This window comes from Mycobacterium asiaticum (genome assembly GCF_001668675.1).
Lineage (GTDB): Bacteria > Actinomycetota > Actinomycetes > Mycobacteriales > Mycobacteriaceae > Mycobacterium > Mycobacterium asiaticum_D.
In genome coordinates this window covers 1-12,789 of sequence record NZ_LZKQ01000097.1, presented here as the reverse complement: position 1 = coordinate 12,789, position 12,789 = coordinate 1, and the positions used below count along the sequence as shown (strand labels likewise).

The following is a 12,789-nucleotide window of genomic DNA, read 5'->3' as shown; positions in this document are numbered from 1 at the left end:
GCAAACGCATCAAGTCGCTCGAGCCGTGGCCGGTCGAGCAGGCCAGGGCGTTCTCACCAGAATTCGTCGCCGGCCACCTCTGCCGCACCTACGACAAGGACGCCGAGCAGGCGCTGCCCGAAGCCAAGCAAGAGATGGAGAAGGCCGTCGAACGGACCGTACGGTCGGACATCGGCGGTGACCGTCAGCGGGTCCACCGGCTTCGCACCACCTGGAATTACCTGGGCTTCAAGCACATTCTGCTGCCGATCTGGCTGCTGACCGTGCTCTACAGCGGCCGGCCGTTTCAGGTGTGCATCAACGGCCTCACCGGTGAAGTGGCCGGCGACCGGCCATGGAGCAAGGTCAAGGTCGCGATCGCGGTCATCTGCGCGATCCTGATCGTGATCCTGGCGATCGCGATCTGGAGTTATCTGCACTCGCACGGGCATCATTCGAGTAGGTCGCCGTCCCGCAACATCCACAGGAAGTAGCCGATGGAAATCGCCGCCGTGGTGATCCTCGCCCTCGTCGTCATCCTGGGCTTGACGGTCGCCATCGTGGCGATGGTCGGGCGCTCCCAGAAGCGGGCGCTCAATCGGGACAATCAGGTCATGCCGGGCCGGCCCACCCGCGCGCCGCAGTCGTGGGCCGTCTCGCACGAGCCGGAAGCCCGGCTGCACCGCCGGTTGCGGGATGCGATGGGCGCGCTGCGCGCGGCGGACTCCCTCGACAACGGCACTACCATCGTGCTGCGCGCCGATCTCGAACAGACCGCGCTCGATCTCGATGACCATCTCGTCGCCGTAGCGCAACTCTCCAGCGTGCACAAAGGCGAACTACTGAAGACCATCACCGTGACGGTCCAGTGCATCGAGGCGGCGGTCGCGCGGTATGCCACCGCCGCGACGAAGCCCGACACGAGCGCGCTGGAGGCGGACCTCGCAGCGGTGCAACGCCAACTCGACATCACCGCCGAATTGCAGAGACGGCTCCCGCCGCAGTGATCAGCGACGTATGGCCAGCACGGGCGTGACCAGCTCGCCGGTACTGAGGTAGCTGTCCAGGTTGCGGATGGCGAGCAGCGCCATCGCCCGGCGGGTCCGTGCGGTGGCGCTGCCCACGTGCGGGAGCAGCACCACGTTGTCCAGCCCGAACAGTTCCTCGGGTACATGCGGCTCTTGGGCGAACACGTCCAGCCCGGCCCCGCCCAGGCCGCCGCCGACGAGCAACTCGACCAAGGCGTCCTGATCGACGACGCTGCCGCGGGCGATGTTGACCAGATAGCCGTCGGGCCCCAACGCCTGCAGGACGGCGCGGTCGACGAGGTTGCGGGCCTGGCTGTCACCCGTGGTGGCGACGACCAGCACATCGACCGACGCGGCCAACTCGACCGGCGATGCCACGTACCGGTATGGCGATCCGTCCACCCGGTGCCGGTTGTGGTACGCGATCGCGCAGTCGAATCCAAGGAGTCGTGTGGCGATCGCCGTCCCGATGCGGCCCAGGCCCAGGACGCCGACCCGCAGGCCGGTGACGTCCCGCGCGTAGGGCATCGGGCCCTCGCTGGCCCATCGGCCGGCCCGCACATAGCGGTCGGCGGCGCCGAACCGGCGCAGGGTCATCAGGATCAGACCGACCGCGGTGTCGGCGACGGTGTCGGTCAACACGTCGGGAGTGTTGCTGACACCGATGCCCCGGCGCTGCGCAGCGTCGAGGTCGATGTTGTCCACCCCGGCGCCGTTGTTCACGATGGCCTCCAGGTTGGGCAGCGCCGCAATGGTGTCGGCGTCCGCGCCGGGGCCGCCGGAGGTCACAATCACCCGGATGTCAGCCGCGTGCTGGGCCAGGAAGTCGGCACGCTGCGCACCACCGGGCAACCGGGGGATCTCGTAGCGTGCCGCGAGTTCGGCTTCGAACGTGCGCTCGAACGGGCCGATGCGCAGGGCGTCGTGGATCTTCTTCACCGTCACGGTTGCCATCATCCTTGTCCGGGCCGGGTCCCGAGCTGCAAGATTCCTCCAAGAATCCGCCAAGAATCCGTTGAGCGCCTCGCGGGATGGTGATTTCACCAGCCGATCGAACGAAGGGGCGGTCATCATGCGGTTGTTCTGCTTTCACCACGCCGGGGGTGGCGGGTTGGCGTTCAACGCCTGGCGCAAGGCGCTGGACCCGGCCATCGAGGTAGTCCCCGTCGAGATCCCCAACCGTTCGCGGTTCGCCACGCTGCGTAACCTCGTGGATGAGGTCAATGACCAGTTGGGTCCCCTGCTGGACGAACCGCACATGTTCTTCGGACACAGCTTCGGCGCCTTGCTGGCCTACCGGCTGGCGTGCGTCCGCGCCGCCGCCGGCGCCGAGCTCCCGCGGGCGGTGTTCGTCTCCGCCTATGCCCCGCCGCATCTCCAGCCGCCGCTGCATGTGGTCAAGGAACTCGACGACAACCAACTCGCGGCCTTCCTGTCCGAAATGGGTTTGATGCCGGCCGGATTGACCCGCTGGCCCACGCTGCGCGAACAGGCCGTCACGATCACCCGCCACGACCTGGAACTGCTGATGACCGACGAGGAAGCCGGCAACGGCGAGTTGCCCTGCCCCATCCACGTTTTCGGTGGCAGCGAAGACCCGATCGTCAGCGAAGCCGACCTGCAGCAGTGGCGTTCGCGGACCAAGGCCGACTTCTCGGTGCAGATGCTGCGCGGTGGTCACTTCTACCTGCGCGACCGCAAGAGCTTGTTCGAGACGCTGCGGCCGCTGATGTCGACGCTGGTGGCGGCCTAACCGTTACCGCTGAGCCAGTCGTCGATCGTCTCAGCCACGGCCTGCCACCCCGCCTCCAGCATCAGGTCGTGGGCCATGCCCGGGAACACCTTTGCCTCGGCGCCGTATATCGTTGCGGTGCGGTAGATCTCGCGTTCGGTGACGATGGTGTCCAGTTCGGCGCCCAGCACCAGCATCGGGACGCGATTGACCCGCTTGGTCCGCACCAGGTCCAGCGCGAGCATGTCGAGAAAGGCTCGGTAAGACTCGTCCTGCAGCCGCTGCTGGTATGAGTCCACCTGCGCCGCAGGCATTGTCGCGGAGAAGAACAGGTCGCGCGCCAGGGTCGGCGTCCGCACCAGTGGCTCCAGGCGGAGTTCGGTGTTGCATCTGGCGAAGTCGCGGGGGTGACGGCGGGCAATGCTCGTGGTCAACCGCAGCACGCCGGCGGGCTGAATCGGCGTGACGAGGATGGCCGCCGGGGCGCGGTGCCGCTGTAGGTAATGCTGAGCCGTAAACCCGCCCATGGAGTGCGCCACCAGTACCGGTTCCGTCGGCAGCTGCGCCGCGACCTCCGCGACGTCGTCCACATAGTCCCTGATTCGCGTCCAGCGCAATCGATTTCGGCCAGGACTGCCGCCATGCCCGCGCAGGCTCATGGCCACGGCCCGGTAACCCCTGGCCGCAAAGAAGTCGAGAAAATGCTCGCCCCAGCACCATGCCGCATGCCAGGCGCCGTGCACGAACAACAGCGGATCAGGGTGTTTCTCGGTGCAGCGGCCTTTGTCGATGACTTCGAGCATGGGGCTCATTCTTTGCGAACCGGCATCAAGAATCCATCAAGGATTCCTAAAGTCTCCGGCCCGAAACTTCGATTGCGCAACCAGCGTCCACCACCACTAATCACCACCAATCACCACACGGAGACAACAATGCTCATTCACCGCTTCACCACCTCACTGGCCGGCACCGCCGTGACCGCCGCTGCCCTCGGGTTCGCGGCCCTCGGCCTCGCCGGCACCGCGGGCGCCGGTACCGTCGACGACGCGTTCATCGCCCAGATCAAGGCCGACGGGATCACTCCGCCCAGCAACGCGCGCGCGATCAGCGAGGCCCACGCCGTCTGCGCCGCTCTCGATGCGGGTCAGTCCTCAGCTCAGGTCTACAGCGGCGTGGCCGAGCGGACCGGCCTGAGCCCCAGCGGCGCAAAGACATTCGCCGTCGACGCGGCGAGCGCCTACTGCCCGCAGTACGTCACCACCACCTGACGTACCCCAACTGAGCCACCGGGCTCAAGCACCCCGAACGGGTGGCTTGGGCCCGGTTTTGGCGTTCCCGGGTTGCGGTTGCGCCCCGCTCAGGTGCCAGCGCCGGCGCGAAATGCCGCCACCGGCATCTCGACGCTGCCCTGGCAGGGGCCGCCGTAGATGTCGGTGTGCCAGGTGCCGCGCAGCGACCCGTCGGGCTGCGGGGTGTAGAACGCCCACGACTTCGCCGGGGCCCACGCCTTGGCAACCCCTTCGCCCAGGTAACAGTCCCACTGGAAGTCGAAGCGCTCGACCCACCGGGTGCCGTCCCAGGTGTAGTGCGACGGCACGACGATCGTCGGATTCTTGGGCGTGGGCCCGTTGTTGGCGGTGGCGACGCACGACGAGGCCGAGCACACCGTCGAAAAGACGTAGTCGGCGCTGAAGGTGGCTTCGGACTGGGTGGCCGCGACGCTGGTGCCCGTCTTCTGCGCGGCGTACCTCACCAGTGAATACTTGCCGTTCCAGGACGGTGTCGCCGCGCCGGCGGGGTGCGCCGGCACAGCCAGCACCGCCATGGCGGCAAGCATTGCGAAACCCCGGCGCATCGTGCCAATGCTGCTGGACGGATGACGCGACCAGATACCGGACGGGACACGATCCCGCTTTACTCAGGCCGGGTATTCGGCGACGGCCTTCTTGACGACCGAGTCGATCTCGTCGGTGAGCAGGAAACGCTGCGCGACAAGCCCTTCGGCAGCCGTGCGGACCGCGGTGGCGTAGTCACCGCTGGTCGGGTACCGCTCGGAGACCGACGGCCGTCCGGGAGGGAAGGGCAGCTTGCTGCCGATCCGCTCGTACAGCACCTCCGGCAGGTCCTCGACGTAGCGCCTGGCGTTCCAGCCGGTGTAGGTGGCCAGCGGTGCGGCGACCGCGGGCAACCGGATGCCGGCCACCTCGTTGCCGTCCGCGTCGACGGCCGACACCAGGTCGGTCTCGCTCGCCGAGGGCAGCCAGGCCGGGGCCGGGGTGTTCGCGTAGCCGAAGCGGGACAACACGTCCTTGCGGGCCACGGCGGTGCCGTTGCTGGTCCGCGGGACCCGGCTGGCCGGCGGCTCGATGCCGTCCGACACCCAGTCGTCGAGCGCGACGAGCAGCGCCCGGGTGACCGGAGTGACGTCGAGGTGGTGCACCGGGTTGGCGGCGGGCAGCGCGTCCTTGATCTTGCTGCTGCCGAAGTGGTCGGTGCCGGCCAGCAGGTAGGTGCGGACGTCGTCGTCCTCGGGCAGGTCGGCGCCGGTGTGCGGGTCGACGTGCACCAGCGCGCCGTCGCCCTGCCAGTACTCGGTGGCGCTGTTGGTGAAGATCGTCTTCGGGACGCCGCCGAGCTGGCGCTGCAGCGCGAGCAGGTCATCGTTGCCGATCGGGCCCGCGGCGCCGTGGCCGCCGGGGGTCGAGGGCTGGGCGTACCGCTGGTTGAACTCGCCCCGGTTGGCGCTGGCGAAGTCGCTGAACACACCGTCGAAGACCTGCATCCCGGCCTCGTCGACGTTGAGCCCGTCGGACAGGAACTGGCGCAGCAACCGCCCGGCCTGGGAGACGCCGTAGGCGAAGGTGTGGTCGATGCCGTCGGCGCGAAGGTGCGAAACGATATCGCGGATGGCCAGCAGGCCGCAGCCGGCGACCGGGGCCAGCGCGGTGCGGTACACCAGCTCGTACCAGTGGAACGGCTGGAATCCGCCGTCCACCGAGACGTGCGTCTCGTCGGTGAAGCGCCAGGTCTCGCGAGGGACGACCACCGGCTCGGCATTGGGGGCCGTGCGCACGGTCAGCACCGCCTCCGGGTCGTCGACGTCGATCGTGGGGTAGTCGGTGAACTTGAACAGCACGTCGGCACCGGGGATTGACTCGACCTCGGGCGCCGAGAAGCTCAGGGCGTGGTCTTCCCGGACGACGTCCGAGCGCCACTCCAGCCGCATGAAGCCGGGGGCCACGTCGGCCTGGGGCGCCGTCAGCCCCAGGATGGCCGGACCGCGCTGGACGTCCCACTGCCAGCCGCACGAGGCGATGGTCCAGCCGCGGTTCAGCAGGAAGCCGCCCTTCAGCCAGGGCGCGTTGGTGGGGACGCCGCGGTTGGGCACGACGAACAGCAGCTTGCCGTTGCCGCCGCTCACCGGACGGAGCAGGCGCAGGTCGGCGGTGTAACGGACGAGGCCGTCGTCGTCGCGCGGCGCGAGCTTGAGGTCGACGATGCGCTCGTTGGCCAGCGCTTCGGGGTCCACGGCGAACGTGACGGTCGCTTCCACATTCTCGTAGCGGCTGTCGGTGTGCGGGTAGACGTTGTGCACGTGCACTGACTCGACTGACATCTCGATCCCCCTCGTCGGTCGTCATCTCGGGCTGTTGCAGATGACTTTCCGGCAGGGGCCTTGGCGCATTCTTGAAGAATCCTTGGAGGCGGGATTTACCGCCCACGCAGCAGGAACAGCCCGTACGCGGCGATCGACTGCGCGTCGGCGATCACGCCGTCCCGCATCATCTGTTCGACCTCCGCGCGGGGGAACCAGGCGCTGCGCATGTCCTGCTCCTCGTGCTCCCGCTCGACGCGTCCCTCCGAGATCCCGGTGGCCAGGAACGCCCAGCCACGCTGGCTGCTCATCCCCGGTGCGACGTCCAGCAGCCCCAGGGCCTCGAACGAGGTCGCGCGCAGACCGGTCTCCTCGCGCAATTCGCGCTCGGCGAGCGCGACGGGCTCCTGGGTCGCCAGATCCGGTGCGGTGCCCTGCGGAAACTCCCACCGGCGCGCACCGACGGGATACCGGAACTGCTCGACCAACCGGAACCGGTCCCCGTCGTAGGGAATCACCAGCGCATAGCTCGGCTTGTCCACCACCGCATAGATGCCGGGGGTGCCGTCGGGACGGCGGATTTCGTCTTCGCGCAACACCATCCACGGGTTGCGGTAGACCTCGCGGGAGTTGACCGTTTCGATGAAGGGCACCCGACCAGTATTGGCAAGGGCGAGGCGTTGGGACAGTCGGCGAACGCCGACCCGGCGGCCGGCTGACTCAGAGGGCAGCGGCGACGTCGGCGGCGCGCCGGAGCTGCCCGATGTCGGAGCTGGTGGGGATCAGGTGCACTTCGTCGGTGCCGATGTCGGCGAACTTGCGCAGCACCGCCAGCAGCTCGTCCTCGCTGCCCGCCCACCCCGTGGTCGGGGCCATCGCGTCGACGTATTCGGCGGGGATCCAGTTCATGTACCGGCGCAGATGCCGGTGGACCTGGTCGCGGGCTTCATCGGGCGCACCGAACGCGAACCAGAAGGACGTGGCCAGGTGGGGTTTTGGCTTGCCCGCCTCTTTCCAGGCCGCGCGGGCCACGTCGAACAGTTCGTTCTGCTGGGCGACGTCCAAGTTCAGTGTGGTTCCCGCCATGCCGTCGGCCCAGCTGGCAGCGCTGCGTACGGTTTTGGGCCCGATGGTGCCGACGAGCAGCTGCGGCCCGCCGGCCTGGACCGGCGGCGGTCCCACCGGGCGCACCGAATCGGTGGTCTTCTCGCCGGCCCAGACCCGTTTCATCACTGCGACGCGCTCGGCCATGGCGCGCATGGTCTGTGTCTTGGGGTCGGCGCCGACGGCGTTGTAGTCCTCGTGCCTGCCGCCCACCCCGATGCCGACCGTCAGCCGGCCGCCGCTGAGCAGGTCACCGGTGGCCAGCGCCTTGGCCAGCATGACCGGATCGTGCAGCTGCGGCACGATCACCGTCGTCACCAGCCGCACGCGGTCGGTCCACGCCGACAGCGCGCCGAGCAGCGTCAGGCTGTCCGGGTTGTCGAAGGCAATGCGTTCGCCCCAGCACAGCGACGAGAACGGACCCGTGTCGATCGCCTCCGCCCACGTCTGGAGCAGCGTCGCGTCGAGGTCGGGCTCCATCACGGGCATGGTCATACCTATCTGCACAGGCACGATTCTGGCAGCATGGCCGAATGGCCCTCACGAGCACGTCGTTCGCGCACGTACGGCTGACCGTCACCGACATCGAGCGATCCCGTCAGTTCTACGAGAGCGTCTTCGACTGGCCGGTCCTGATCGAGATCCCCGAGAACGCCGACGAGAAGCTGCGCAACCGGCTGGGGTTTCTGTTCGGCGGGGTTATCTACGACATGGGCGGTGGTCTGCTGGGCCTGCGTCCGGTGGCCACCGACCGCTTCGACGAGAACCGCGTCGGCCTGGACCACCTCGCGTTCCGCGTGGCCAGCAAGGACGAATTAGACGCTGCGGCAACTCATCTCGATGAATTGGGCATCGCCCACGGGCCGATCAAGGACATCGGTCCGTCCTACATTCTGGAGTTCCGCGACCCGGACAACATCGCGTTGGAGCTGACGGCTCCGAAGTAGCAGACTGGTAAGCACCATGTCCATCGCTTTCAACCACACCATCGTCGCGGCCCGCGACAAACGGGAATCCGCGGAATTCCTCACCGAATTGTTCGATCTGCCTGCCCCCACGTCCTTCGGTCCGTTCATGGTCGTCACGCTCGACCACGGGGCATCGCTGGACTACGCCGACGTCGCCGAGTCCGACGAGATCCGGCCGCAGCACTACGCGTTCCTGGTGTCCGAAGACGAGTTCGACGCGATCTACGGCAAGATCAGCGCACGCGGCCTGCCGCACTGGGCCGACCCCGGGGCCAGCCGTCCCGGCCAGATCAACACCCGGGACGGCGGCCGGGGCGTGTACTTCCGGGACCCTGCCGGGCACGCCATGGAGATCCTCACCCGGCCCTACGGCTCCGGGAGCTAGCGCGTCGACCCGTGCCGCTTGCTTTCCTGGTCCCGATAATCGTCGGCCATCCGCGCGACGTGTTCGGGCAGACTGTTGGCGGCGACATCGGCGATCGTGGTCTCCTCCAGGACTGATCGCATGCTGGCGCGCAGCGCCCGCCACACATCGGTGAGCGCGACGGTGGGCCCGGAATAGGGCAGGTCGCCGAGCCCGATATCGCGGACGCTGGCCAGCGGACCGTCGATGCAGCGCAGCACGTCGGCGATGCTGATCTCGGTGCCCGGACGCGCCAGCTCGTACCCGCCTTCGCGGCCGCGATGGCTGCGGACCAGCCGATCGGTACGAAGGTTGGTCAGGATGTCGACGAGGAATTGCGGCGGAATCCCCTGGGCCTGTGCCAGGTCGTCGGTCTTGACCAGGGCGCCGCTGGGCACCGTCGCAAGCTGGACCATCGCGCGCACAGCGTATTCCGCTTTGGCCGACATCCGCATGCTGACCGATTCTGCCAGCCCGCTAGGCGCGCACCTCGAGCATGTCGATCACGCTCTGCGCCTGCTCCTCGAGCGTCCGGTCGGCGGTGAGCCGCAGATCGGGGTTCTTCGGCCGCTGGTATGGGCTGTCGATCCCGGTGAAATGCGTGATCTCCCCGGCCCGCGCCTTGGCGTACAGACCCTTCGGATCGCGCCGCTCACACTCGACCAGCGGGGTATCGCAGAACACCTCGAAGAACTCGAATCCGGCGTCGTCGTGGACCTTTCGCGCCAACTCCCGGTGCTCGGCCAGCGGGCTGATGGCAGGCACCAGCACGACCTGACCCGAATCGGCCAACAGCGTCGCGACGTGCGCCAGGCGGCGCAGGTTCTCCGCCCGGTCGGCCATGGAGAAGCCCAGGTCGGCGTTGAGACCGTGCCGCAGATTGTCCCCGTCGAGAACGTAAGCGGGAATGCCCTTTTCGAGCAGCTTCTGCTCCACCAGCATGGCCACCGAAGACTTGCCCGCTCCCGATAGCCCGGTGAGCCACACCGTCCTGCCCTTGATGGCCCGGTCGGCGGCGGTGACCAGCGACTTGTGTCGGACGGTATTGGGACTTGCCTTCTGGGCCACCACATCTCGCAGCACCATTCCCGCGGCCACCGTGCCGTTGGTGTCCGGGTCGATGAGAATGAACGAGCCGGTGCTGGCATTGCGGGAGTACTCGTCGAGCAGCAGCGGCACCTGGGTGCGCAGCGTGATGCGGCCAAGTTCATTGAGCTTCAACGCCGTTGCCGTCTTGTCGCGGTGCAGCGTGTTGACGTCGAGCCGGTAATCCAGTCCCGTCACCCTGGCCCGTGTGGTGCGCGTGGTGTGCTTGATGACATAGTCGCGGCCGGGCTCGAGCGCTGACGCGTCCGACATCCAGCACACCGTGGCATCGAAATGCTGGGTCACCCGCGGTTGATTGTTGGTCCGCGCGATCATGTCGCCGCGCGAGATGTCGATGTCGTCGTCCAGGCTCAGCGAAACCGCCATCGGCGGAAACGCTTCGGCCACCGGCCCGGTCGGTCCGTCGATGGTGGTGATCCGGGTGGTCTTGCCGATCGGCAGCACCACCACCTCGTCACCGGGGCGCATCACGCCGCTGGCGACGGTGCCGGCGTAACTGCGGTGGTCCTGGTGTTCACGGGTGTGCGGGCGGATCACGTACTGGACCGGGAATCGCACGTCGACCAGGTTGCGGTCGCCGGCGATGAACACCTCTTCCAGGTGGGACAGCAGCGCCGGCCCCTCGTACCAGGGCGTCTTGTCCGACTTGGTCACCACGTTGTCACCATGCAGCGCCGACATCGGGATGGTGGCCACATCCTGCACATCCAGTCGGGCGGCGAACGCGTGGAACTCATCGCGGATCGCCTCGAATTTCTCTTGGTCCCAATCGATCAGGTCCATCTTGTTGACGGCCAGCACGATGTGCTGAATGCCCAGCAGCGAGGCCAGGAACGCGTGCCGGCGGGACTGCTCCAGCAGGCCGTGGCGTGCGTCCACAAGCACGATCACCAGCTGCGCGGTCGAGGCCCCGGTCACCATGTTGCGGGTGTACTGGATGTGGCCGGGGGTGTCGGCGATGATGAATTTGCGCTTGGGCGTGGCGAAATAGCGGTAGGCGACATCGATGGTGATGCCCTGCTCGCGTTCGGCGCGCAGGCCGTCGGTGACCAGCGCGAGGTCGGTGTAGTCGTGACCGCGTTCGCGCGACGTCTTCTCCACCGATGCCCACTGGTCCTCCATTACGGCCTTGGAGTCGTAGAGCAGCCGTCCGATGAGGGTGGATTTGCCGTCGTCGACGGACCCGGCCGTAGCGAGCCGTAACAACGTAGAAGGTCCAGCCATCAGAAGTACCCCTGCCGTTTCCGGTCTTCCATGCCGGCCTCGGAGATCCGGTCGTCCGCGCGGGTGGCGCCACGCTCGGTCAACCGGGACACGGCGGTCTCGGCGATCACCTCCGACACCGTGGCCGCTTCGGATTCCACGCAACCGGTGCAGGTCACATCGCCGACCGTGCGGAACCGTACCGAGGCCTCGAACACCGGCTCGTCGGCTCGCGGCTGCAGGTAGCGGTGCACCGCCAGCAACATTCCGTCGCGGCGAAAGACCTTGCGCCGGTGAGCAAAATAGATCGACGGCAGCCTGACCTTCTCGGCGCCGATGTAGGACCAGATATCGAACTCGGTCCAGTTGGACAGCGGGAACACCCGGATGTGCTCGCCCTTGTGATGGCGGCCGTTGTAGAGGTTCCACAGTTCGGGCCGTTGCGCCTTGGGGTCCCACTGGCCGAACTCGTCGCGGAAGCTGAACACCCGCTCCTTGGCCCGCGCCTTCTCCTCGTCGCGCCGGGCACCGCCGAACGCCGCATCGAACCTGTGCTCGCCGATGGCGCGCAACAGCGTCACGGTCTGCAGCGGATTACGGGATGGGATCGTCTCGACCACCCGTCCGGCGTCGATGTCGTCCTGCACCGATGCCACCACCAGCCGCACGCCTGCCTCGGCGACCAGTTCGTCGCGCGTGGCCAGCACCTCGTCGAAGTTGTGACCGGTGTCGACGTGCATCACCGGGAACGGCAGCCTTCCGGGACGAAAGGCCTTGAGCGCCAGGTGCAGCATGACGATCGAGTCCTTGCCGCCGGAGAACAGCAGCACCGGCCGCTCGAACTCGGCGGCCACTTCCCGGATGATGTGGATCGCCTCGGCCTCCAGCGAGCGCAAATGGCTCAGTTCGTACTGGCCGGCCGCCGGGCCGGCTTTGAGATCAGCACCCATCGGCATCATTTCTCGGTAATGTTGGTTGAGTTGACCATATTTATGGTTATTGCGGATATAAAACCAGCCGGAACCGGGGGTGTCAATGCGGTTGCGCGAGCAGACGTAAAAGCACCCGCGCGCTGGGCGTGTCGGGTGCTTTTACGTCTGCTCGCGCTCAGAAGGTGACCCTTCCGCTGCTGGGCAGGCGTGCGCAAGATGGACCGATGACCAATCCAAGCGGGCGCGACGTCATCGCGGCGTTTCTGCCTCAGTCGCCTTTCGTCACCAAGTTGGGGATCGTCGCGGAGTATCTCGGCGAAGACGAGGTCCGGCTGCGCCTGCCGTGGGATCCGACGAATACCACCATGGGAGACATGGTGCACGGCGGGGCGATCGCCACCCTCGCCGATCTCGCGGTGATGGCGGCCGCCTGGTCCGGCCGCGAGGCCCCGCCGTCGTTACGCGGCGTGACGGTGTCGTTGACGCTGGACTTCTTGGCACCCGCGCGGGCCACCGATGTGATCGGGGTGGGCCGGGCCCTGCGCCGCGGTCGGTCGCTGGTCAATTGTGAGGCCGACATCGTTGACCCGGACGGACAGTTGCTCGCCAAGGCCCTCGCGACCTACAAGGTCGGGTGACGGTCCCCCCGCGAGAAGAGGGGGAACCCCCCCCCCCCCCCCCCGGCGGGGGGGGGGGGGGGCGGGGCCCGGGGGCGGGGGGCGGCGCGGGGGGCGCGCG

General features: G+C 67.7%; 14 protein-coding genes and 2 pseudogenes. 7 read left to right on the top strand and 9 right to left on the bottom strand.

Annotated features, from left to right (window positions below):
- Both A9X01_RS30425 and A9X01_RS08580 read left to right on the top strand, forming a co-directional pair.
- Window positions 1–473: pseudogene (locus A9X01_RS30425) on the top strand (hypothetical protein); the annotation flags it as partial.
- 3 nt (window positions 474–476) lie between these two features.
- Complete coding sequence (locus A9X01_RS08580; RefSeq protein WP_065120330.1) at window positions 477–986, top strand: hypothetical protein; 510 nt, start codon at window positions 477–479, stop codon at window positions 984–986.
- Here the strand turns inward: A9X01_RS08580 and A9X01_RS08575 are convergent, their stop codons facing one another.
- The gene (locus A9X01_RS08575) at window positions 987–1,961 is read right to left on the bottom strand and encodes a 2-hydroxyacid dehydrogenase (protein ID WP_065120332.1); all 975 of its coding nucleotides are present in this window, start codon (window positions 1,959–1,961) and stop codon (window positions 987–989) included.
- 118 nt (window positions 1,962–2,079) lie between these two features.
- On the opposite strand from A9X01_RS08575, the gene A9X01_RS08570 reads away from it, so the two are divergent.
- Window positions 2,080–2,760 carry a thioesterase II family protein gene (locus A9X01_RS08570; protein ID WP_065120329.1) on the top strand — a complete coding sequence of 227 codons (681 nt, stop codon included), beginning with the start codon at window positions 2,080–2,082 and terminating at the stop codon, window positions 2,758–2,760.
- Here the strand turns inward: A9X01_RS08570 and A9X01_RS08565 are convergent.
- Entirely contained in the window at window positions 2,757–3,542 is a 786-nt protein-coding gene (locus A9X01_RS08565; protein ID WP_172832472.1) for an alpha/beta hydrolase, read from the bottom strand. The two genes, A9X01_RS08570 and A9X01_RS08565, sit on opposite strands and share 4 nt — an antisense overlap.
- 129 nt (window positions 3,543–3,671) lie before the next feature.
- Between A9X01_RS08565 and A9X01_RS08560 the strand changes: the two genes are divergently transcribed.
- Window positions 3,672–4,007: a DUF732 domain-containing protein gene (locus A9X01_RS08560; RefSeq protein WP_065120327.1), complete on the top strand. Its 336-nt coding sequence runs from the start codon at window positions 3,672–3,674 to the stop codon at window positions 4,005–4,007.
- 89 nt (window positions 4,008–4,096) lie between these two features.
- Here the strand turns inward: A9X01_RS08560 and A9X01_RS08555 are convergent, their stop codons facing one another.
- The 4 genes from A9X01_RS08555 to A9X01_RS08540 form a co-directional block, all read right to left on the bottom strand.
- Window positions 4,097–4,594, bottom strand: coding sequence for an Rv2253 family sensor-like surface protein (locus tag A9X01_RS08555; RefSeq protein ID WP_495524973.1), 498 nt, complete (start codon window positions 4,592–4,594; stop codon window positions 4,097–4,099).
- Window positions 4,595–4,657: 63 nt separating this feature from the next.
- Window positions 4,658–6,355: an alpha/beta hydrolase domain-containing protein gene (locus A9X01_RS08550; RefSeq protein ID WP_065120325.1), complete on the bottom strand. Its 1,698-nt coding sequence runs from the start codon at window positions 6,353–6,355 to the stop codon at window positions 4,658–4,660.
- A gap of 95 nt (window positions 6,356–6,450) precedes the next feature.
- Window positions 6,451–6,987 (bottom strand): NUDIX domain-containing protein, encoded by a 537-nt coding sequence (locus A9X01_RS08545; protein ID WP_065120324.1) that lies wholly within the window; start codon window positions 6,985–6,987, stop codon window positions 6,451–6,453.
- A gap of 67 nt (window positions 6,988–7,054) precedes the next feature.
- Entirely contained in the window at window positions 7,055–7,933 is an 879-nt protein-coding gene (locus A9X01_RS08540) for an LLM class flavin-dependent oxidoreductase (protein ID WP_065120323.1), read from the bottom strand.
- Window positions 7,934–7,971: 38 nt separating this feature from the next.
- On the opposite strand from A9X01_RS08540, the gene A9X01_RS08535 reads away from it, so the two are divergent.
- Window positions 7,972–8,385, top strand: coding sequence for a VOC family protein (locus A9X01_RS08535; RefSeq protein WP_036357780.1), 414 nt, complete (start codon window positions 7,972–7,974; stop codon window positions 8,383–8,385).
- 16 nt (window positions 8,386–8,401) lie between these two features.
- A complete protein-coding gene (locus A9X01_RS08530; RefSeq protein WP_065120322.1) occupies window positions 8,402–8,791 on the top strand; it encodes a VOC family protein in 390 nt (129 codons plus the stop codon).
- Here the strand turns inward: A9X01_RS08530 and A9X01_RS08525 are convergent.
- The 3 genes and pseudogenes from A9X01_RS08525 to cysD form a co-directional block, all read right to left on the bottom strand.
- Window positions 8,788–9,264: an Rrf2 family transcriptional regulator gene (locus A9X01_RS08525; RefSeq protein ID WP_065120321.1), complete on the bottom strand. Its 477-nt coding sequence runs from the start codon at window positions 9,262–9,264 to the stop codon at window positions 8,788–8,790. The two genes, A9X01_RS08530 and A9X01_RS08525, sit on opposite strands and share 4 nt — an antisense overlap.
- A 22-nt stretch (window positions 9,265–9,286) precedes the next feature.
- On the bottom strand, window positions 9,287–11,140 hold the full coding sequence (gene cysC / locus A9X01_RS08520; RefSeq protein WP_065120320.1) for an adenylyl-sulfate kinase: 1,854 nt from the start codon (window positions 11,138–11,140) through the stop codon (window positions 9,287–9,289).
- A pseudogene (gene cysD / locus A9X01_RS08515) lies at window positions 11,140–12,107 on the bottom strand (sulfate adenylyltransferase subunit CysD). The gene cysC and the pseudogene cysD overlap by 1 nt, the downstream one beginning before the upstream one ends.
- Before the next feature lie 168 nt (window positions 12,108–12,275).
- Here cysD and A9X01_RS08510 point away from each other — a divergent pair.
- Window positions 12,276–12,689 carry a PaaI family thioesterase gene (locus A9X01_RS08510; RefSeq protein ID WP_065120319.1) on the top strand — a complete coding sequence of 138 codons (414 nt, stop codon included), beginning with the start codon at window positions 12,276–12,278 and terminating at the stop codon, window positions 12,687–12,689.
- Window positions 12,690–12,789: the final 100 nt, after the last annotated feature.